The sequence below is a fragment of the Bacteroides xylanisolvens XB1A genome (assembly GCF_000210075.1).
GTDB lineage: Bacteria > Bacteroidota > Bacteroidia > Bacteroidales > Bacteroidaceae > Bacteroides > Bacteroides xylanisolvens.
Genome location: NC_021017.1, coordinates 5,127,383 through 5,148,952, shown reverse-complemented (window position 1 = coordinate 5,148,952; position 21,570 = coordinate 5,127,383). Strand labels below are relative to the sequence as shown.

21 protein-coding genes are annotated in these 21,570 nt (G+C 41.2%); 7 read left to right on the top strand and 14 right to left on the bottom strand.

The window, feature by feature from the left end:
* Positions 1–16 precede the first annotated feature (16 nt).
* From BXY_RS20125 to BXY_RS20105, 5 genes are all read right to left on the bottom strand, one after another.
* Entirely contained in the window at positions 17–3,460 is a 3,444-nt protein-coding gene (locus BXY_RS20125; protein ID WP_015532805.1) for a TonB-dependent receptor, read from the bottom strand.
* 208 nt (positions 3,461–3,668) lie between these two features.
* Positions 3,669–4,658, bottom strand: coding sequence for a FecR family protein (locus BXY_RS20120; RefSeq protein ID WP_015532804.1), 990 nt, complete (start codon positions 4,656–4,658; stop codon positions 3,669–3,671).
* A gap of 86 nt (positions 4,659–4,744) precedes the next feature.
* Complete coding sequence (locus tag BXY_RS20115) at positions 4,745–5,347, bottom strand: RNA polymerase sigma-70 factor (protein WP_009040891.1); 603 nt, start codon at positions 5,345–5,347, stop codon at positions 4,745–4,747.
* A gap of 150 nt (positions 5,348–5,497) precedes the next feature.
* The gene (locus BXY_RS20110) at positions 5,498–7,579 is read right to left on the bottom strand and encodes a protein-disulfide reductase DsbD family protein (RefSeq protein WP_015532803.1); all 2,082 of its coding nucleotides are present in this window, start codon (positions 7,577–7,579) and stop codon (positions 5,498–5,500) included.
* A 14-nt stretch (positions 7,580–7,593) separates the two neighbouring features.
* Positions 7,594–7,893 carry a Dabb family protein gene (locus tag BXY_RS20105; protein WP_015532802.1) on the bottom strand — a complete coding sequence of 100 codons (300 nt, stop codon included), beginning with the start codon at positions 7,891–7,893 and terminating at the stop codon, positions 7,594–7,596.
* A 108-nt stretch (positions 7,894–8,001) separates the two neighbouring features.
* Between BXY_RS20105 and udk the strand changes: the two genes are divergently transcribed.
* The gene (gene udk / locus BXY_RS20100) at positions 8,002–8,613 is read left to right on the top strand and encodes a uridine kinase (RefSeq protein ID WP_049703399.1); all 612 of its coding nucleotides are present in this window, start codon (positions 8,002–8,004) and stop codon (positions 8,611–8,613) included.
* Between the two features lie 44 nt (positions 8,614–8,657).
* Entirely contained in the window at positions 8,658–10,049 is a 1,392-nt protein-coding gene (locus BXY_RS20095) for an MltF family protein (protein WP_208946929.1), read from the top strand.
* 94 nt (positions 10,050–10,143) lie between these two features.
* Here the strand turns inward: BXY_RS20095 and BXY_RS20090 are convergent, their stop codons facing one another.
* The 9 genes from BXY_RS20090 to BXY_RS20055 form a co-directional block, all read right to left on the bottom strand.
* Positions 10,144–11,688 (bottom strand): sodium:solute symporter family protein, encoded by a 1,545-nt coding sequence (locus BXY_RS20090; protein WP_015532799.1) that lies wholly within the window; start codon positions 11,686–11,688, stop codon positions 10,144–10,146.
* A complete protein-coding gene (locus BXY_RS23915) occupies positions 11,685–11,810 on the bottom strand; it encodes a symporter small accessory protein (protein ID WP_015532798.1) in 126 nt (41 codons plus the stop codon). Before BXY_RS23915 ends, BXY_RS20090 begins: the two co-directional genes overlap by 4 nt.
* Before the next feature lie 68 nt (positions 11,811–11,878).
* A complete protein-coding gene (locus BXY_RS20085; RefSeq protein ID WP_004315984.1) occupies positions 11,879–12,481 on the bottom strand; it encodes a nitroreductase family protein in 603 nt (200 codons plus the stop codon).
* Between the two features lie 11 nt (positions 12,482–12,492).
* Positions 12,493–15,240, bottom strand: a complete 2,748-nt coding sequence (gene metH / locus BXY_RS20080) for a methionine synthase (RefSeq protein WP_015532797.1) — start codon at positions 15,238–15,240, stop codon at positions 12,493–12,495.
* Between the two features lie 88 nt (positions 15,241–15,328).
* A complete protein-coding gene (gene smpB / locus BXY_RS20075; RefSeq protein ID WP_008643258.1) occupies positions 15,329–15,781 on the bottom strand; it encodes an SsrA-binding protein in 453 nt (150 codons plus the stop codon).
* Between the two features lie 9 nt (positions 15,782–15,790).
* Positions 15,791–16,336 (bottom strand): Yip1 family protein, encoded by a 546-nt coding sequence (locus BXY_RS20070; RefSeq protein WP_008021718.1) that lies wholly within the window; start codon positions 16,334–16,336, stop codon positions 15,791–15,793.
* A 32-nt stretch (positions 16,337–16,368) separates the two neighbouring features.
* Complete coding sequence (locus BXY_RS20065) at positions 16,369–17,142, bottom strand: hypothetical protein (protein ID WP_117809150.1); 774 nt, start codon at positions 17,140–17,142, stop codon at positions 16,369–16,371.
* Between the two features lie 82 nt (positions 17,143–17,224).
* The gene (locus tag BXY_RS20060) at positions 17,225–17,725 is read right to left on the bottom strand and encodes a DMP19 family protein (protein ID WP_008021714.1); all 501 of its coding nucleotides are present in this window, start codon (positions 17,723–17,725) and stop codon (positions 17,225–17,227) included.
* Between the two features lie 436 nt (positions 17,726–18,161).
* Positions 18,162–18,566, bottom strand: coding sequence for an HsmA family protein (locus tag BXY_RS20055; protein WP_008021711.1), 405 nt, complete (start codon positions 18,564–18,566; stop codon positions 18,162–18,164).
* A 237-nt stretch (positions 18,567–18,803) separates the two neighbouring features.
* Here BXY_RS20055 and BXY_RS20050 point away from each other — a divergent pair, with 237 nt between their 5' ends.
* The 5 genes from BXY_RS20050 to BXY_RS23910 all read left to right on the top strand — a co-directional run.
* Positions 18,804–19,505, top strand: coding sequence for an iron-sulfur cluster assembly scaffold protein (locus BXY_RS20050; RefSeq protein WP_007759112.1), 702 nt, complete (start codon positions 18,804–18,806; stop codon positions 19,503–19,505).
* A gap of 19 nt (positions 19,506–19,524) precedes the next feature.
* Positions 19,525–20,535 carry a GGGtGRT protein gene (locus tag BXY_RS20045; protein ID WP_004315991.1) on the top strand — a complete coding sequence of 337 codons (1,011 nt, stop codon included), beginning with the start codon at positions 19,525–19,527 and terminating at the stop codon, positions 20,533–20,535.
* A gap of 307 nt (positions 20,536–20,842) precedes the next feature.
* The gene (locus BXY_RS20040) at positions 20,843–21,142 is read left to right on the top strand and encodes a nucleotidyltransferase family protein (RefSeq protein WP_008021707.1); all 300 of its coding nucleotides are present in this window, start codon (positions 20,843–20,845) and stop codon (positions 21,140–21,142) included.
* A complete protein-coding gene (locus BXY_RS20035; RefSeq protein ID WP_009040918.1) occupies positions 21,135–21,473 on the top strand; it encodes a HepT-like ribonuclease domain-containing protein in 339 nt (112 codons plus the stop codon). The genes BXY_RS20040 and BXY_RS20035 overlap by 8 nt, the downstream gene beginning before the upstream one ends.
* A gap of 37 nt (positions 21,474–21,510) precedes the next feature.
* Positions 21,511–21,570, top strand: a 60-nt coding sequence (locus BXY_RS23910; RefSeq protein WP_208946928.1) for a GGGtGRT protein, incomplete at its 3' end; no start/stop codon positions are given.

Sequence of the window (21,570 nt, the reverse complement as noted above, 5' to 3'; positions counted from 1 at the left end):
GTATTTTAAAGGATGATTAAAGAGTTATATTCAATCCGAATAAGAATGTTTTAGCCAATGGATAAGTACCATAGTCCTCACCCGGTGAAAGAGAATTAGACGGCCGGGCATTCACTTCCGGATTGTATCCGCTATAATTAGTTGAAGTCCAGAGATTTTGTCCGGAAACGTATACTCTCAACTTTTCTACAAAAAAGCGCTGGGTCAGATTCTTCGGCAGAGTATATCCCAGTGTCACATTCTGCAACCGCAGATAAGAGCCATCTTCCAAATGCCAGGTTGACGTACGTCCATTATAACCTTTTGATTTACGATTGGCACGATTCACCTGACCGTTTCCCGGATCTTCCGGACTCTTCCAACGATTCAAGGCGATGGTAGTGCCATTGGTATTGCCTTCCAGATTATCAATGTAACGGCGATTCAAGTTCAGAATCTCATTACCATACACTCCCTGGAAATTGAAATCTAGATCAAATCCCTTAAACCACACTTTTCCCCCGAATCCATAGGTAAAATCAGGCATATAGTTACCTACTATCGTACGGTCTTTATCCAAGTCCATCACACCGTCTCCATCTACATCCACAAACCGGAAATCTCCGGGCTTGGTATTGCTGAAATGAGGATATTTCTTTAATTCTTCTTCATTGGAGAAAATACCATCCTGCACCAACAGATAATAACAGCCGATAGGTTCACCAACTTTCGTTATGTAATACGCATGATCTACGCTACCGGTAGATATGATAGGAGCATTACCCGGACCGAGTGCCTTTACTTCGTTTGTATTCGTAGCATAATTGGCATTGAATGAATAACCGAAATCTTTCGTTATATTCTTCTGCGAGGTCAATGCTATTTCCCATCCCCTGTTGTTTACTTTACCGATATTCATCAATGCAGTGCTATATCCGGTCAGATGAGGAACAGGTACGTTCAACAACATATTAGAAGTGTTGGTATTATAATAATCCACAGTCAGTCCCAGCAATCCTTTGAACATTTGTAAATCAAGACCCACATTCACCATCGCATTCTTTTCCCAACTCAAATCCTCATTCTTTATGGTACTAGGTTTATATCCATTCACCAACTGCCCATTGCCTGTACCGAGTATATAATTATCGGAAGCCATCAGAGACAGGTGGTCATAATTACCAATCTGGAAATTACCGGTAACCCCATAACTGGCTCTAAGTTTCAAGTCATCAACAAATGACAGGAATTTTGCTTTCGTGAAAAAGTCTTCTCCACTTATTCTCCATGCAAAAGAAGCAGAAGGAAAATATCCCCAACGGTTGTTTTTTCCAAAACGGGAAGAACCGTCTGCACGAATGGCTGCTGAAGCCATATACTTACCTTTATAGCTATACTGTACACGTGCCAGATAAGAAGCAATTGTCCACTGTGTTTTATCAGATGCACCTTTCGTCACCGTACCTCCGGAAATCGTTTGTATGTAGTCATTCGGGAAATCGGTAGCCGTCACATTATCACCTTTATATGTTTCTTTTTGAGCCGATTGCACTAAAACGACATTGATAGAATGAACATCCTTGATGGTCGTATTATAATTGATTTTATTCTCAACCAACCAGTTGAAATAAAAACCGGATGAACTGTATGCAGTAGGATTCGACTTCACATCATAATATTTCTGTCCTAATAACGGAAGCTCCGATGAACGGTATTGATCGTTATGTGAACCGTAATAATCACCACCAAAAGAAATGTTATAGGTAAGCCCTTTATATAACTCCAATTCCGCAAAGACTTTTCCCACAATAGCCATACGATCTACAACATCCGATTGGAGGTTTGCCATGGCTACCGGGTTTAATACGGCATTGTGCTGATAGTCATTTCCAATTCTCCAATATCCGTTTCCCTGATAGTTATAGCTTCCATCCGCATTATACACCGGCCATACCGGAGGCATCATCAAGGCTGATTGCACAATACCGTTAGACCCGGAAGCATCTACCCGGTTGGAAGTAGAATAAGAAGGAGAAAAATTCAGACCGAATTTCAGCCTTTTATATTTCCCGTCCAAATTCATACGCATACTATATTTCTTAAAATCGGAATTAATGATAATACCTTCTTTATCATAATAGTTGGCTGAAATAAAATAACCGACTGTTTTTCCTCTGCCGGAAATAGATACATTGTGGCTGGTAGTAGCAGCAGTACGGAATATAGCGTCTTGCCAGTCCGTATCGGTCAGTCCTTTGTCACCATTCAGATAAGGAAAGAGTTCAGTGGGGATACGTTCCCATGAGTTGGGACGCATTCCATTCGGATCGTCCGGTGATCCACCGGGATTGGCATCCAGATAGGCGTTGTCATGCCCATCTTTTGCAAATTCGGCAAACTGATATGCATTCATCATTGAAAGTTTCTTCGAAACACTCTGGATACCATAATATCCATCATACTGCACTTTCATTTTCTCCGACTGCCCCTGTTTGGTTGTGATAATAATTACACCATTCGATCCACGACTACCATAAATAGCTGCCGAAGAAGCATCTTTCAAAACTTCTACAGATTCAACATCATTATTATTCAGATTGGCAAATCCACGTTCCACCGGTACACCGTCGATAATATAGAGAGGATCACTACCTGCATTCACTGTGCTGATACCACGAACACGGATACTTACGCTTCCTTCCGGATCACCACTAGGTTGCGTAACCTGTACTCCCGGCATTTTTCCCGCCAACGCCTGACGAAAATCGGAAGCGGAAACTTCTGCTATTTGTTCGGCTTTCACGGAAGAAATAGAAGTAGAAACATCTCTTTTTCTCTGAACACCATAGCCTACCACGACTACTTCATCGATCATCTTACTATCTTCCACCAACGTGATTTTTGCCGTATTCTTATCTTTTGCAGAGATATTCACAGTTTTATAGCCGATATAAGAAATAGTCAGTGTGGCAGATTCCGGTACATTCATGATTGAATAACGTCCGTCGATATCGGTAATGGTACCACTGCCTTCTCCTTTAATCTGAACACTGGCACCAATCACCGGTTCTCCTTTATCATCTGCAACAATTCCCTGGATAGTGCGTGTGCGTTGAGCTGTTTCTTCCTTTTTAAGCGGCTGTTTGCTGACAGCAATTGTATGATCGGTCCTATTGAAATAAAGTTTGGCCTGGGTGGTTATCTCGCCCAGAATCTGTTTTAATGAAGCATTTTTAATGTCGAAAGAAACTCTCGGAGCTTTGTTCACTGTCTCCTGGTCATAGAGAAATTTAAAATTAGTCTGTTTGCTGATTTTATTGAAAACACTTTCTACCGGCTCATTTTGCACGCGAAGCGTTATATCGTGCTCTTTCAGTGTTTGAGCAGCAGCCGGAACAATTAAAATGAAGGTGAATAGTAAAAAAGCTAAAAACGAACAGCTATTTTTACTTATCCCTTTACAAATAAGAAGATTATTCATAAATTTGTGCGTTTTAGTAATTGACTAAAGTTATTAAAAACGAGCAATGCGCGATACGTTATTCATTTGGGTCGAAGCTTATGAATATCCGTCCGGATTGCGGATAGGGGCATTCCTTTGGAGTGCTTCTATCATTTTAGGGAGGTTCATGAAGGGGCTGTTTTCATCTATTATTCTTTTAAAGGTTGAACATTATCTTTTCTTCATCTCATTCTTTATAAAGAAGGACATTAATACCTTCTTTCTTATATTTGATATCACCACTGATAAATTCGATGGATTTAAGTACGGCCTCCAGACTCTTATTATCGTGCTCACCGGTAATCAAGTTGTTGAAATCCTGACCGGGAGCAAAAGTAATCCGGCAATTATATACACGCTCCAGTTCTTTTGCCACATCCCGAATCGGTGTACTGTAGAAACGTAAACCTCCTTTCATCCAGACAGCCACTCCCCTGTCTTCTGTTTTCTTGCTATATTCACCGGAAACCGTATTGATAAGCACTTGCTCTTTGGCAGTCAGCCTCATCATCGCTTCCGGTAAATCAACCTGTACTTTACCACTCTCCACACTCACAGATACAATCTCATCCGTTGAATAGGACTTGACATCAAAACGAGTACCCAATACCCGAACATCCAGCCGCTTCGTCTTTACAATAAATGGCATCTTTTCATTACGGGCAACACGGAAATATCCCTCACCTTCAAGTTCTATTTCACGGCTATCTCCCACAAAACGTTCCGGATAACGCACTTGAGAACAAGAATTCAATACCAAAAGAGTTCCATCCGGCAAAGTCACTTGCCTTTTTTCACCAAAAGAAGTAGTGACTTCGGCAAGCGTGACCTGCTGCTCATTCATATACCGGAAAAAGTTGACACTCCCTATTATAATGGCTATGACAGCCGCCGTACTAACCGCCACCACAGATGCCCGACGGAACCAGGTACGTTTTTTGTGTTCAATACGTTTCAATAACTGACGTGCCTCTCTCTTATATTTTTCCCGTTCCAAATCAGTAGCAGGTTGCAAGTTCCCGGATTCTTCCCAAACCTCTGCTGCCAGTTCATCCAATAAATCTTGGTTTTCTGCCTCTTTTATGCTTTGCAAAAGTTGCGAAGCCTCTTCCCGGGTATAAAGGTCATCCAGGTAACGATGCAATTTATCTTTTTCTGTTTTAGTATCTTTCATCATACATTCAAAATAAGGATATTAATTTCCTTCCCTTTGTATAAGTAATACACAAAAGTAAGAAAGAGCTAGGGTGTGATTAACATTTATTATAAGTTTAAACAAAATAGAATCAAAAGTATATCAGCTGATGTACTTGAATATTTAGTCAGATAAGAACGAATCACTTTCAGAGAAACAGAAATATGTTCCTGCACCGTATGAACAGAGACACCCAACGCTTCGGCTATTTCTTTATGAGACATCTGTAACTCACGGCTCATTTTGAACACTTCCCGTTGGCGGGGTGTCAATTGTTCCAATGCACGGGCAACAATCTCTTTCAAATCATTGAGCAAAATATGGTTATTGGTTTCGTTAGTTGAATCGATCGCTTGAGAAAGAATCTGTTCTTTCAGCTGATCTTCATTAGCCATGTCACGCAACTGATTCAGAATACGATTACGTACGATGGTATAAAGGTAGGAAGAAAAAGAGGCTTCGGGATTGATGAAACGACGAGTTTGCCAGACTACCGTAAATGCATCCTGAAAAATATCTTCAGCAAATTCACGCGACTTGACGAACTTCAGGGCGAAGTAGAGCAAACGATTCTTGTAAGCGGCATAAAGTTCGCAAAAGGCCTCTTCATCTCCGTCTATCAGACGGAGAACCAATTCCCGTTCATTTACAAGAGTGTCTGTTGCGTACATATTTTCTTTATTTTTGGGCACAAAGGTATTGTTATGATGTTACAAACGTATGTATTTTTTCTGAAATAAAAAAATAAAAGCGATCTCACCGAAAAGATGAGACCGCTTTTATTTCATTTATCATTCAAGACAGTGCCTTATCGAAGATTTTTAATTTTTCCCTTTCTTATAATTCTCCAATCCGGTCTGCAAGAATTCGATATACTTAGGAATATCTTCGTTATAAGCATACGACTTATTCAACGGTTTGCCCTGATTGTCCAACAATACATAGAAAGGCTGGGCGTTGGCTCCGAATTTCACACGTTGCAGATAACTCCATTTATCGCCGACAGTACGCAAAGTACGTTCTGTACCGTTCTCGATTATCTTTACGGGCTCGGTCAACGGAGTCTTATTATCCACGTAGAGAGTAATCAGTACATAATCGTTATTAATCAAATCACTCACTTTCGGATCAGTCCACACCGCTGCTTCCATCTTACGACAGTTTACGCAACCATATCCGGTAAAGTCGAGCATAACGGGTTTTCCGTTCAGACGGGCATATTCCATGCCTAAATCATAATCATCGAATTTCGCATGTACCTCGTTCTTATACAAATTGAAGTCTTGCGTCTGCATAGGCGGAGCAAATGCAGATACAGCCTTCAATGGTGCTCCCCACAAACCAGGAACCATATATACGGCAAACGCTAAAGAGATTAATGCCATAAAGAAGCGGGTGACTCCCACCTTATTATCATCGTCATCATGCGGAAATTTGATCTTACCCAACAGATAGAATCCAAGCAAAGCAAAGATTACAATCCACAGAGCCAGGAATGTTTCACGGTCAAGCAGTCTCCAACCATAAGCCAAGTCAGCTACCGACAAGAATTTAAGCGCAAACGCCAATTCGAGGAAACCCAGCGTTACTTTGATTACATTCATCCATCCACCGGACTTCGGCATAGATTTCAGCCAAGACGGGAACAGGGCAAAAAGTGTAAACGGCAATGCCAAAGCAATGGCAAATCCCAACATACCGATTGCCGGAGCAACCACACTTCCTGTGGTAGATACCTGTACCAGCAGAAATCCGATAATCGGACCTGTACAAGAGAAAGATACCAATGAAAGCGTAAAAGCCATCAGGAAAATACTTAGTAATCCGGTCGTAGATTCCGCTTTGCTATCTACTGCGTTTCCCCATTTCGAGGGTAGTCTGATTTCAAACGCTCCAAAGAATGAAGCCGCAAAAATCACCAGCATCAGGAAGAAGAGAATATTGAAAATAGCATTGGTAGATAAAGCGTTTAATGCACTGGCACCGAAAATTAACGTAATAGCCAAACCTAATGCCACATAAATCACTACGATAGATGCCCCATACGTCCACGCATCACGAATTCCTTTCTTTTTATCTTTACTACGCTTCAGAAAAAAGCTGACTGTCATCGGAATAATCGGCCATACACAAGGAGTGAACAAGGCCAATAATCCTCCAAGAAAACCTGTAATGAATATATATATCCAAGACATATCCTCCTGACCGTGCTCTTCGCCTAATGCTTGCAGATCACTGATAACGGGTTTCCAAAGTTCACTGGAGGTAACAGCCGGCTGAATATCCGTAATAGCCTCCGTTGTAGTTGCAGGAACCAATTCCATCATAGCAGATGAATCTTTCGAAGCAACAGGAGTTGCCCCTTCTTTCTTATCTGCCTTATCCACTACTTTTTGTTCCGGTTGTTCTGCTTTCGGTTGTTCTGTTTTCGTTGCGGCAGCATTTCCGGCTTTCGCTACTCCCGAAAACTTGAATGGCACTTGAGTAGGGGGCAGGCAGCTCTCGTCATCACAAGCTCCGTATTCCAGATAACCTTCTATCGCGTAAGCTCCACCCGTAAATTTCACTTTCTGTACAAACTTTGCTGTATTCTCGAAATAACGTACCTTCATTTCGAACAATTTATCGAAAGTAGCTACTTCTTTGCCCACAGGCTTCAGTTTACCGACAAGTTCGACACCTGATTTATTATCAACATTAAATGTTGCAGAAATAGGACCGCCATCTCCCAGGTCGGTAGAATAAACATGCCAACCTTTATCAATGGTAGCTGTAAACACCACTTCTGCCTCCGTATCGGAGAGAGTTGTCAGCTCTGTTTTAAACTTTACCGGATCCTTGATCTGCGCTTGCAATGCATATACAACAAAGCTTAAAAGCAGGAAAGAAATTATTTTTCTCATCTTTATTTTTTAATTTATAATTCATAGTCTACGCATGCACGGCTTTCCTTCGTTTCAGCCAGAATCTTGCCGGCAGCTACGTGGTCGGGATGCGTTGCATAGAATTTCACATCTTCTAATGTATCAAACTCACTGTAAAGCGCTATGTTCCATGTTTCACCGGGATTCATATTCAATCCGACTTCCACTTTGCGAATTACAGAGATTTTAGCAGGAAGAGCTTCTATTGCTTCCTTGAATTTAGTCATGACTATCAGTTTCTCTTCAGCAGGAACTTCGTCTTTTAACTTAAATAATACGATGTGTTTTACCATTACGTTGTTATTTTAATGAATTGTTTCTATATTTGTCTTGTTAATGCATACATTGCATTAATAGAAATGCAAAAATACTCTATTTGGTTCAAATATACATTTAAAGAGATGTTAATTATAGGAATAGCAGGCGGAACGGGCTCCGGAAAGACCACCGTCGTACGGAAAATAATAGAAAGCCTCCCCGCAGGAGAAGTAGTACTCTTACCACAGGATTCATACTACAAAGACAGTAGCCATGTCCCGGTTGAAGAACGCCAGAATATCAATTTTGACCATCCCGATGCTTTTGAATGGAGTTTGCTTTCCAAACATATCATGATGCTGAAAGAGGGAAAAAGTATCGAACAGCCAACTTATTCTTATCTCACTTGTACGCGCCAGTCCGAAACAATCCACATTGAACCTCGCGAAGTGGTTATCATTGAGGGAATCCTTGCTTTGTGTGATAAAAAGCTGCGCAATATGATGGATCTTAAAATCTTTGTAGATGCCGATCCCGACGAACGCCTGATACGTGTTATCCAAAGAGATGTTATTGAGCGCGGACGTACTGCCGAAGCTGTAATGGAACGTTATACACGGGTTTTAAAGCCTATGCACCTGCAATTTATCGAACCTTGCAAACGATATGCCGACCTTATTGTACCGGAAGGCGGCAGTAATAAGGTAGCTATTGATATACTGACTATGTACATCAAGAAACACTTGAAGAGTTGAGAGTGGAGAATGGAGAGTTGAGAGTTAAAAGCAAAATGTCAGGTATGAATGTCAAGACACTGATTATCCCTTTATTCCTCGTATTGTTCTGTTGTGTGTTCGGATGCCGGAACAAACAACATAGTACAACGGATGAATCCGCACGTGATCTTCCACAAATAAAAGATAGTGGCGAACTCGTTGTATTGACATTGTATAGCTCTACTTCCTATTTTATTTATCGGGGACAGGAAATGGGATTCCAGTATGAACTTAGCGAGCAGTTTGCCAAAAGTCTGGGACTAAAGCTTAGGATTGAAGTTGCCAAAAGCGTTGACGAGATGATTCAAAAATTGCTGGCAGGCGAAGGAGATATGATTGCCTATAATCTGCCTATCACCAAAGAGTGGAAAGACAGTCTGCTTTATTGTGGTGAAGATGTCATCACCCATCAAGTGATTGTTCAGCAAGGAAGAGGAAAACAGAAGCCATTAAAAGACGTAACCGAACTGGTAGGAAAAGATATATACGTAAAGCCGGGGAAATATTACGACCGCCTCGTCAATCTGAACAGCGAATTAGGAGGCGGCATCCGGATTCATGAAGTTACCAATGACAGTACTACCATCGAGGACTTGATAACGCAAGTGGCGCAAGGAAAAATCCCGTATACAGTAGCCGACAATGACTTGGCAAAATTAAATAAGACCTATTATCCTAATTTAAATATCGATCTATCTATCAGTTTCGATCAACGGTCTTCGTGGGCAGTACGAAAAGACAGCCCCGAACTGGCAGCCGCCGCTACTAAATGGCATCAGGAAAATATGACCTCTCCTGCCTACACAGCCAGTATGAAACGTTATTTTGAGAATAGTAAAATGATGCCCCACTCTCCTATCCTTTCATTGAAAGAGGGGAAAATTTCTCATTATGATGATTTATTCAGAAAGTATTCCAAAGATATCGGATGGGATTGGCGTATGCTGGCGTCACTAGCCTATACAGAATCTAATTTCGATACCACCGCTGTTTCCTGGGCCGGCGCTAAAGGACTGATGCAGTTAATGCCTGCCACCGCCCGGGCAATGGGAGTACCTCCCGGCAAGGAGCAGAACCCGGAGGAAAGTGTGAAAGCGGCTATTAAATATATCGCCGCCGCCGACCGCAGTTTCAGTATGATTCCCGACAAACAGGAACGACTTAACTTCATTCTGGCATCTTATAATGCCGGCTTGGGACATATATACGATGCCATGGCGCTAGCCGAAAAATACGGAAAGAACAAACTAGTATGGAAAGACAATGTAGAAAACTTCATCCTGCTCAAAAGCAACGAAGAATACTTTACCGACCCTGTCTGCAAAAACGGGTATTTCCGTGGTATCGAGACTTACAATTTCGTCCGTGATATCATGTCGCGCTACGAATCCTACAAGAAGAAAATAAAAGCATGATTAATATTAAGTATCAAGTATTAAGTATTAACCGTGGCCTTTGAGGTGCTTATCCGTATGGCGTAATACTTAATACTTGATACTTACTTAATACTTATTTTTTGGTTACTAAGCTGATTACGATGATGGCTAATACAGATAATGGTAAGGCAAATAATATCGGATCAATCACAGGGAAAGGATAAGTGGTAATCAATACATCCCGTCCAAATAATGCTTTGCAGATACCTAATGCTGCAGATTCTTTCTGATGAAGAAATACAAGGGCAAACAGGCTACCGATTGTTCCGACCCAAAGACTTGCCATGACACCCTGCTTAGTAGCTTTCTTCCAATATAAAGCACAGAAATAGGCTGGAAGGAAAGCTGCAGCACAAATCCCCATAAAGATAGAAGTTCCACGGGCGATAATATCATGAGGCAACATATAGCAAATAATGTAGCTGACCAGAATAGAGAACAATACTCCCAGACGAATCACGTTGGTCAGTTTATTCCGCGAACGGGGTTTATAAGTTCCATAGATATCAGAACCTACCGAAGCCCCCATTGTATGGAACTGCGAGCTTAGTGTAGACATACTGGCCGAAAGGATACATAACATAAAGAGTGCGGCAAACCAGTCGGGCATCGCTTTATTAATAAAATATGGAATAATCTTATCGATGTCCTGCACTACTTCGGTAGCAACCGCTCCTTCTGTTTTCAGGAAGAAAAGGTTACTCAAAGCTCCGGCATGATAGATAGCTCCTACTGTTATAATCAAAAAGAAACAACCGATAAATACACCGCGGTTTAATTGTTTGCTACTTTCCACAGTCATAAAACGAACCACTAGCTGGGGTTGCGCAAGACATCCGATTCCTACTCCTAAAATAAGGGAAGTAACAAGTGAGTACCATTGCGGTGAACCTGTAACAGGCATTGCAGTCCATCCCTGATGTCCCAATGCTTTAAATTTTTCCGGGACTAACGGAGCAATAGCAGTCAACTCTTTATTCGCCTCGGTAAAACCCATACCGAGCACCTGGTATAAAGAGAATAATAGAAACAGCATGCAACCGAACATGATTACTGCCTGCAACGCATCTGTATACATGACTCCTTTCATACCGCCTGCAATAACATAAGCAGCAATAACCAATGTAAATATCAACAAAGAGATATTGAAATCAATCTGAAAGATCTGTTCGATAAATACAGCTCCACCTTTCATCACAACTGCTGCATAAAGCGGCATTCCGACAAAAATAACAGCAGCAATAAATACCTGTATATTACGGGAACGAAAATGACGCCCTAATAATTGAGGAAAAGTGCTCACATTCAGTTTTGCACCCATACGCCGGGTGCGTAAACCGAAAAAGATAAAAGCAATGACAACCCCAATAAACATATTCAGGAAACAGAGCCACTGAATACCCATTCCGAAAGCTGCCGCCACTCCTCCAAAACCTACAATAGCAGATGCAGAGATAAACGTAGCACCGTAAGAAAGTGCCATAACAATAGGATTCATCTGACGTCCGCCTACCAGATAGTCACTGGTATTCGTTGTTTTCTTGTATCCCAAAAAGCCGAGGTAAGCAAGTGACAGGAGATATCCTATCACAATCAAGCCGAGTGTAAATGTATTCATCGAGTTTCGTCTTTTTCGTCGTCCTTAGTCCAATACTTCAGCCCAAACCAGGCAGCAAAGATCACACATACCACTGAAAGAAGGTAAGGCAGAATTATAAAAGGGTCGTCTATTCCAAACATTTGCGTATCAGATTTTAATTAGCGTTGCAAATGTAAGGAAATTATTGAAAAGACAAAACTTTTGCTTACTAATACTGATTATAATGTATCTTTTTCTCGTCAAATTTCTGTTTCGGGTTCTCTTTTGTAGCCGGATAGCCGAAAGGAATGACACAAAGCGGAAGGATATTATCAGGTAGATTGGTATATTTGCGTACCACCTGCATACGGTCTTCATAAGGATAGGCAGCCGTCCATACAGCCCCCAGTCCCAGACTTTCGGCAGCCAGCAGAATATTTTGCGCTGCTGCTGAACAATCCAAATACCAATAAGACGAACGTACAGAATCTCCGCAGACAATGATAGCGTTACGGGCTTGGGTTAACATCTTTGCATAAGGAAGCGCAGCAGCCATTGAATCCAGTTTGGCACGGTCGGATACTACTATAAACTCCCAAGGACGGACATCTTTACCCGAAGGGGCAGCCATTCCGGCACGAAGCATCAAGTCTATTTTCTCTTTCTCCACTCCCTTATTCAGATAAGTACGCACACTTTTACGTGCGAAGATATTATCCAAAGCAGCATTTCCGGTTTCGGACGTTCCTTTTTCTTCTTTGGTAGAAGAACATGCGCTCATAGCAACAACTATTGCTGCAATCAGACATAAGAAAGAGAAAATCTTTTTCATTGTGATACTATTTAAAACAGATTCAACTTATTTTTCTGCGCCTCTTCCAATGAAACCGTTTCACGTTTCAGCAGACCGCTTTTTTCACGAAGCACCTCATATTCGCTATTCAGTTCGTTCACCAATTCGGCTTTCAGCTGTGGATTCAATAATTTGGAAGCAACACTTGCATTCTGGGAAGCATCTTTCAGATGTACCACCGGAGCGTGATAGACAGGAGCAATCTTCAATGCCGTATGCATTTTCGATGTAGTGGCCCCACCAATCAGAAGAGGAATATCCAGTCCTGCTTTTTCGAGTTCCAAAGCCACATGCGCCATTTCTTCCAAAGAGGGAGTAATCAGACCACTCAATCCGATCATATCCACTTTTTCTTCAATGGCACGCTGCACAATGGTTTCCGCCGGCACCATCACTCCCAAGTCTACAATATCATAACCATTGCAAGCCATCACCACCGCTACAATATTTTTTCCAATATCGTGCACATCGCCCTTTACAGTTGCCAGCAACACTTTTCCAGCCGCGGCGCTTCCTTCCACTTTTTCCGATTCGATAATCGGTTGCAGGATAGCTACGGCTTTTTTCATCGTACGGGCAGTCTTCACAACCTGGGGAAGGAACATCTTACCGGCACCAAACAACTCGCCTACATAATTCATTCCATCCATCAACGGGCCTTCAATCACATCGACTGCTTTATCATAAAGCGGCAATGCTTCCGCCAAATCCTGTTCAAGGAAATCTCCGATTCCTTTCATCAAGGCATATTTCAAGCGTTCCTGAACGGATTCTTCTCTCCACGCATCTTGTTTGGCAGCTGGTTGTCCGGCAGTTCCGCTCATAGTTGCTTTCAGCGATTCCGCCAATTCTATCAGACGTTCCGCTGCGTCCGGACGACGATTCAAGACGACATCTTCTATCTTTTCCAATACATCGGTCGGGATATCACTATATAACACGGAAGTACCCGGATTCACAATCCCCATGTCCATTCCTCGCTGAATGGCATGATAAAGGAATACAGCGTGCATCGCCTCACGGATATAATTATTGCCACGGAAAGAGAAAGAAAGGTTACTGACTCCTCCGCTAATATGAGCACCCGGAAGATTCTTTTTGATCCATGCGGTAGCTTCAATGAAATCTACGGCATAGTTATTATGTTCTTCGATCCCTGTGGCTACGGCAAGTACATTGGGGTCAAAAATAATATCATGAGGATTAAAACCTACTTTATCTACCAAAAGACGGTAAGCCCGTTCGCAAACTTCTATTTTACGGGCGGCTGTATCTGCCTGACCTTTCTCATCAAAAGCCATTACGACGGCGGCCGCTCCATATTGGCGGATGATACGGGCATGTTCGAGGAAAACGTCCTCGCCTTCTTTCAGAGAAATGGAGTTAACGATTGACTTTCCTTGCAGACATTTCAGGCCGGCTTCAATCACTTCCCATTTGGAAGAGTCAATCATTACCGGAACACGGGCTATTTCCGGTTCGGACATGATAAGATTCAGGAAAGTAGTCATCTCTGTCTTTGCGTCCAACAGTCCGTCATCCATATTGACGTCAATCACCAAGGCACCATCTTCCACTTGTTGACGGGCGATGGAGAGAGCTTCATCATATTTCTTTTCGTTTACCAGACGGAGAAACTTACGAGAACCGGCTACGTTGCAACGTTCGCCAACATTTACAAAATTAATTTCCGGTTTGACTTCCAATAGTTCAAGCCCGGAAAGCCACATACAATCCGGTGCAAGAGCAGGGACGTGTGGTTTAGCACCTTTCACGAGGGCGGGATATTCGGCAATATAGGCATCCGTCGTTCCACAACAGCCGCCAATGATATTGATTAGTCCTTCTTCAATATATTCTCTCACTTCGTGAGCCATATCAGCAGGTGTCTGGTCATACTTACCCAGGCTATTCGGTAATCCGGCATTCGGATAAGCACTAATATAATAAGGTGCACGAGCTGCCAGTTGTTCAAGGAATGGTTTCAATTGGCGGGCTCCGAAAGAACAGTTTAAACCGACAGAAAAGATATTGGCATGTTGCACGGAAGCAAGAAATGCGTCCAATGTCTGGCCGGACAATGTTCGTCCGCCAATATCAGACACCGTTACAGATAACATGACAGGCACTTCGACACCTGTTGCTTTCATTGCTTGTTCGGCTGCAAAAATAGCAGCTTTAGCATTCAGGGTATCAAAGATTGTTTCGATCAGAATGGCGTCTACGCCACCTTCAAGCATTGCTTCCATCTGTTGCTGATAGGATGCAGCCAGTTCGTCGTAACTCAAAGCACGATAAGCCGGATTGTTCACGTCCGGGCTCATAGAGCAGGTTTTATTGGTTGGGCCTACAGAGCCGGCTACAAAACGCGGTTTATCGGGATTCTTTGCAGTGTACTCGTCGGCAAGATCACGGGCTAGTTTTACGGCTGCCAGATTCATCTCACGCACGTATTCTTCTACGTGATAATCAGCCATAGAAACTGTAGTCGAACTGAATGTATTGGTTTCGATGATATCCGCACCTGCTTCCAGGTATTTACGATGAATATCCTGAATCACGTCGGGACGTGTGAGACACAATAAGTCGTTATTCCCTTTCAACTGTCCGGGGATATGCGCAAACCGTTCACCACGAAAATCTTCTTCCTTGAGGTTATATTGTTGAATCATTGTACCCATTGCCCCATCCAGAATAAGGATGCGCTCGGATACGACTTGAGAAATTGTCTTTTTCATTACCCTATCACATTAATACCTAATTACCTACTCTGCCATCTTCTGCCAGACTCTTCGCAGTCCAGCGTTTATCTTATAGCGATTTTCTTTACCGCTTGAACATTCTTGCCATATCTCTACGGTCGTCTTTCTCCTTTATAGATTCTCGTTTATCATATTCTTTCTTACCTTTCGCCAAAGCGACTACCAGTTTCGCCAAACCTTTTTCATTGATAAACAAGCGTACAGGGACAATCGTAAAGCCGGGATTTTTCATCTCCCGCTGAAGTTTCTCCAATTCTTTTTTATTAAGCAACAACTTCCTCTCTCTACGTGCCGTATGGTTATTGTACGATCCATAGAAATATTCGGCGATGTGCATATTCTTCACCCACAATTCGCCTTTCGTAAAATAGCAAAACGTATCTACCAGACTGGCTTTTCCCAAACGAATGGATTTTATTTCCGTACCGGTCAATACAATACCTGCTGTGTAGGTATCTATCAGCTCGTAATCAAACGTAGCCCGTTTATTCTTTATATTTACAGGAGGTTGTTTCATCTTTACTCATTAATTAAGTATGGCCGTCAGCCTATTAAACACGATCTGTATCACCGCCGGACATAGTATTAACAATACAGACGACAAAAGGGTGTATTTTAATCGTTGTTTTTCTTCTACTCCCATCAGTATAGGAACTCCCTCCCATACCACATAGACGATGTAGAACTGCAGCAACCAAGCAATAATTCTAAAATCAGGTAATAGTCCGGTTACTATCTGAAGCAGGAAAGACACAACCAATGCATATCCTGCAAACTGTTGTGTCAACGGCATATTGCTATGCAGACCAAACATCCTTGTTCCCATTTCATTGATGGCATAAGCTGCCAGAAAATAGCCACCGAACAGGGCTACAGCTACGGCGCAACAATTGGTCATAGCTATCTGGAAACTTTGCGGACCTCCCCACCCATTCGTCAATAACGAACCGATGAATACGGACAGACCGCATAAACCAATCATAGGATAGACAAAAGCCATAAATACTTTTCGCCTATCCTCTTCCATAGAAATTTCCTCCCAGGCCTTGGCCGGAGAGGAAATCAATTTCATTGCTATGTTAAATAGTTCTTTGTAGTTCAATGTTATTCTGTAAATGCGTAATCATATTCAACCGAACGTTCAACCGAAGTTTCCTTCCCATCCTTATCGACCAATTCATCTTTTGAGTTATTGATTTCAGCTGTCAGTTCCAGGTATTTCGGTAATTTGCCTGTTTTCTCCTTAAATGCAGCAAGAGCAGCTCTAATTGAATAAGCCCTATAAGCATATGTAAAATTAGAACGAGTTACGGTCTCACCTGCATCCTCAACAACATGGCTAATATATAGTTTTAACTTAGTGTCAGAGGCAGTCATTGCTTCAGGATCATAAGAAAGAACAAATGAATGCTTCTTTACTTCTGAATCTTCAACACTAGAGTTTGTAACTTTCACCCAATATGGCATTGTCAAAACGATTGTATTTTTGTCATAATAAACCAAACTTGACTGTTGCTTATCCAATGAATAAAGAGGATTAGTAGGTTCCGTTTTTTGAGGATTCAAACCTTCATTACCTTTAGGGTCAATACAAAGCGGAGTAGATAGCAAAGTAACTGGTATACTAGTACTATTTGCTGTCACCTGTGATTGGTCATATTGGCATGAAATTATATACATATTTCCATCCAAAAAGCCCAATTCTGTAGTTGGAACCAACTTCGTAGTTGCATCCCCCATCAGAAATGATCCAAAATTATACTTAACAGGAACAGTCATTGTAACATTGTGGTTATCATCTCCATTCATACAAGAAGTAACTGACATACCCATAACCACAGCCATCAAAGCCACCAAGAAAAATTTCACTTGTTTCATAAACATATTTTTTAGATTTTGCAAAGATATAAATTCTAATTCATAATTAATAAATGCAAGTACTTAAAAAATACTGCATCAGTTACTTTATTATTTTTGCAAAAAGTTCCAAATGATCATCTACGTAGCTTGCAATCAATGCTGTGACTTGTTCTTCCATCTCTAAATAGGCTTCTTCCAACTCATCAAAAGCTTCATATTGCTCGTACATAGCCATAAATTCATCATCCGTCCGTTCCTTTTCCAAATCTTTCCGGTTGGCATCAAAGATTTTCTTAGCCTTATAAACTAATTTCGAAAACTCTTCCGCTCCCCACAAACGCATCACTTTCGCAAACGGATTATCAAAGATATAACCACCATAGCCATTCTGAATCAATTGACAGAACCCGCCAACCATCATCTCATCACGAAAAATCTGATAAGCCAGCAAAGAATGTTGTTCTCCCGTCAACAAAGGCATCGTCTCCGCAGTCAATTCACCACCGATTACCTCTTTATATTTATCTGTAAACGCCTGGATAAATTCATCCATTCCTTCACCCGCAGCCTTTTGTAAGGCTGATTCTACAACTTCGATCATAATCTTCTTTATATAATGATGCAGCAAAGCTACGAATTTTATTCTACATCCAGTAATAATCCCTCCATAATCTTGCCAATCTTAACTCCATTATCCGTCCTCCACGTTCTTCACACGATCCATATCATCTCATTTACAGACACTTCCTGTGAACAAATCATATAAAACACGGTATTCACATCCTTCACAGAATATGTATTTCACAGTTTCACCACATAGTGAGAACCAATACTTGCTATATTAATAGAAACAGGCAAATAGCATATATATCCCGAATGAAAAGCAACTGTTTAATAACAGACGACTCCAGTCGGCTATCCAGTCAACTCTAGTCGACTAATCAGACAACGATAGTTGTCCGAATGGCCGGCTAGAGTCAGCTGACAAGAATATTGTAAGGTGATTTATGAATTGCCGGCTCTATTCAGGCTGTTTATTATACATGTAATCGCATCCCCAAATAAACTCCTATTAGATAAGGTATAAGCCAAATGCACCAAACTACAATGCTGAAACGATTAAAATGTCTCTTTTCTATAGGCGTTCCCTTCACATAGGTCCATATCGCCCATAACGCATGTACAAACATCAGAAGAATAGCAATTGCCCCTATCACCGTATGCATTTCGTCATGCAAATGAGTCAGTTCGGCAATATGCTCCATCAGGCTTGTACCCACCGTGTCGGCCAGCAACCCGAGAAGAAAGAAAATGATATGCCAAAACTTTAATTTCCTTTGAAGACGTTCTCCCCAAACACCTATCGTATAAAACACAAGCGCAGATGAAATAACGCAAATTGCCGCTATTAAATAATGTATATCTATCTGATTCAGTTCCATAAATTTTCTTTTTCTAATAACAACAAAGCACAGGATAGATAGTTCTCGCGGTCTCAATCTTTCACAAATGCAATCCCGACTTTACAAACGACGAAAAAACGTAAACAGATTTGTCTCTTTTCACAAAAAAGTAATAAAAGGCGATTTGCAGAAACAAATAAATCGACTACCTTTGTGGGCGATTTAGAGAATCGTGACTACGTATTTTTAATTATATCACTAAAAAAAGAGCTAATTATGACTTATTCACACGAAGTGGAACACATGTGTGTTGTAAAGAAGGGCCCTAACCACGGACCGGCTCCCATACCCGAAGAAGGCAAATGGGTAAAATCTAAAGAAATCGTTGATATTTCTGGTTTGACACACGGTATCGGTTGGTGCGCTCCTCAACAAGGTGCTTGTAAACTGACACTGAACGTTAAAGAAGGTATCATTCAGGAAGCTTTAGTTGAAACTATCGGATGTTCCGGTATGACTCACTCTGCTGCTATGGCTGCTGAAATTCTTCCGGGAAAAACGATCCTTGAAGCATTGAACACTGACCTTGTTTGCGACGCTATCAATACTGCAATGCGCGAACTTTTCTTGCAAATCGTATACGGACGTACTCAATCAGCTTTCTCTGAAGGTGGTTTGATTATCGGTGCAGGTTTGGAAGACTTGGGTAAAGGTCTTCGTAGCCAGGTAGGTACTCTTTATGGTACTTTGGCTAAAGGTCCTCGTTACCTTGAAATGGCAGAAGGTTATATCAAACAAATCTTCTTGGACAAGAACGACGAAATCTGCGGATACGAATTCGTACACATGGGTAAGTTCATGGACGAAATCAAGAAAGGTACTGATGCTAACGAAGCTTTGAAGAAAGTTACAGGTACTTACGGACGCGTAACAGCAGAACAGGGAGCAGTTAAATCTATTGATCCACGTCACGAATAATATAAGGAGGAAAGAAACAATGATTAGAGAAGTAAAATTCGAAAGCCAAGACCGTCGTATCAAACAGATTATCGCTGCTTTGAACGCTAACGGCATCAAAGATATCGAAGAAGCTAACGCTATCTGTGAAGCTCATGGACTTGATCCTTATAAAACGTGTGAAGAAACTCAGCCTATCTGTTTTGAAAATGCAAAATGGGCTTATGTTGTAGGTACTGCCATTGCTATTAAAAAAGGTTGTACAAACGCTGCTGAAGCTGCTGAAGCTATCGGTATCGGTCTGCAAGCATTCTGCATCCCGGGTTCTGTAGCTGACGACCGTAAAGTTGGTATCGGCCATGGTAACCTTGCTGCTATGTTGCTGCGTGAAGAAACTAAATGTTTCGCTTTCCTGGCAGGTCACGAATCTTTCGCTGCTGCTGAAGGTGCTATCAAAATCGCTGCTAAAGCAGACAAAGTACGTAAAGAACCGTTGCGTTGTATCTTGAACGGTCTTGGAAAAGACGCTGCTCAGATCATCTCTCGTATCAACGGCTTTACATACGTTCAGACTCAATTCGATTACTTTACTGGTGAACTGAAAGTTGTTCGCGAAATCGCTTACTCTGACGGTCCTCGTGCAAAAGTAAAATGTTATGGTGCTGACGACGTTCGCGAAGGTGTAGCTATCATGTGGAAAGAAGGTGTAGACGTATCTATCACAGGTAACTCTACTAACCCGACTCGTTTCCAACATCCAGTTGCAGGTACTTACAAGAAAGAACGTGTTCTCGCTGGTAAACCATATTTCTCTGTAGCTTCAGGTGGTGGTACAGGTCGTACTCTTCACCCGGATAACATGGCTGCCGGTCCTGCTTCATACGGTATGACAGATACGATGGGTCGTATGCACTCAGACGCTCAGTTCGCCGGTTCATCCTCAGTTCCTGCTCACGTAGAAATGATGGGATTCCTTGGAATTGGTAACAATCCTATGGTAGGTTGTACAGTGGCTTGCGCTGTTGACGTAGCTCAGGCCTTGAGTAAGTAATTCAAATAATTACCATATAGTAAATCCCTGTAACTGATAAGGTTATGGGGATTTTTATTTTCAGTATGTTCGTAGGTTGAACTGCTGATTTACCTCTCTCCTACCTTTCTAATATAGTTTAGTTTTGTATTCCTACCTAATACTGATTTCACTTTACTAAGATGGATATAGATACTACTTTAAACTAAAAAAGAAAGTATTTATTAGTCCAATGCAAAAAAAGTAGAGTATTAATACAACTATCCCTAATGATACCTTGTTAAAGTAAGAGTTATTAATTATCTTTGCATTGAAAGGAGATACACCTATGAAGCTGATTGAAAATAATATCCAAAAGATAATTGACCTATGCAAAAAACATAAGGTACATAAATTATTTGTCTTTGGTTCTGTTCTTACGAGTCGTTTTAATGACAACAGCGATGTTGATTTAGTTGTCGATTTTAATAAGGCAGAAGTAAGCGATTACTTTGATAATTTCTTTGATTTCAAATATGCTTTAGAAAATTTGTTTGGTAGAAAAGTAGATTTACTGGAAGAACAGACTATTAAGAATCCATATTTGAAGAAGAATGTGGATGCAACTAAAACTTTAATCTATGGATGAGTTAATAAAGAAACACTTGCAAGATATTCTAACTGCCATTGAAGAAGTAGAAAGTTTCTTCGGCAATGCTCCTAAAGTTTATGATGACTTCTATAGTAACCTATGCCTTAGACGAGCCGTTGAAAGAAACATAGAAATTATTGGTGAAGCTATGAATAGAATACTAAAAATTGATAAAGATATAGCTATAACCAATTCTCGTAAAATAGTAGATGCCAGGAATTATATCATACATGGCTATGATAGTCTATCCGTAGATATACTTTGGAGTATGGTTATTAATCATTTACCAAAACTAAAAAATGAAGTAACAGCATTACTAAATATATAAGGTTTGTGACTTATTCACGACCATTTATTCAAAACATATGGGCCGTATGCACTCTGACGCTCAGTTCGCTGGTTCTTCATCGGTTTCTGCTCACGTA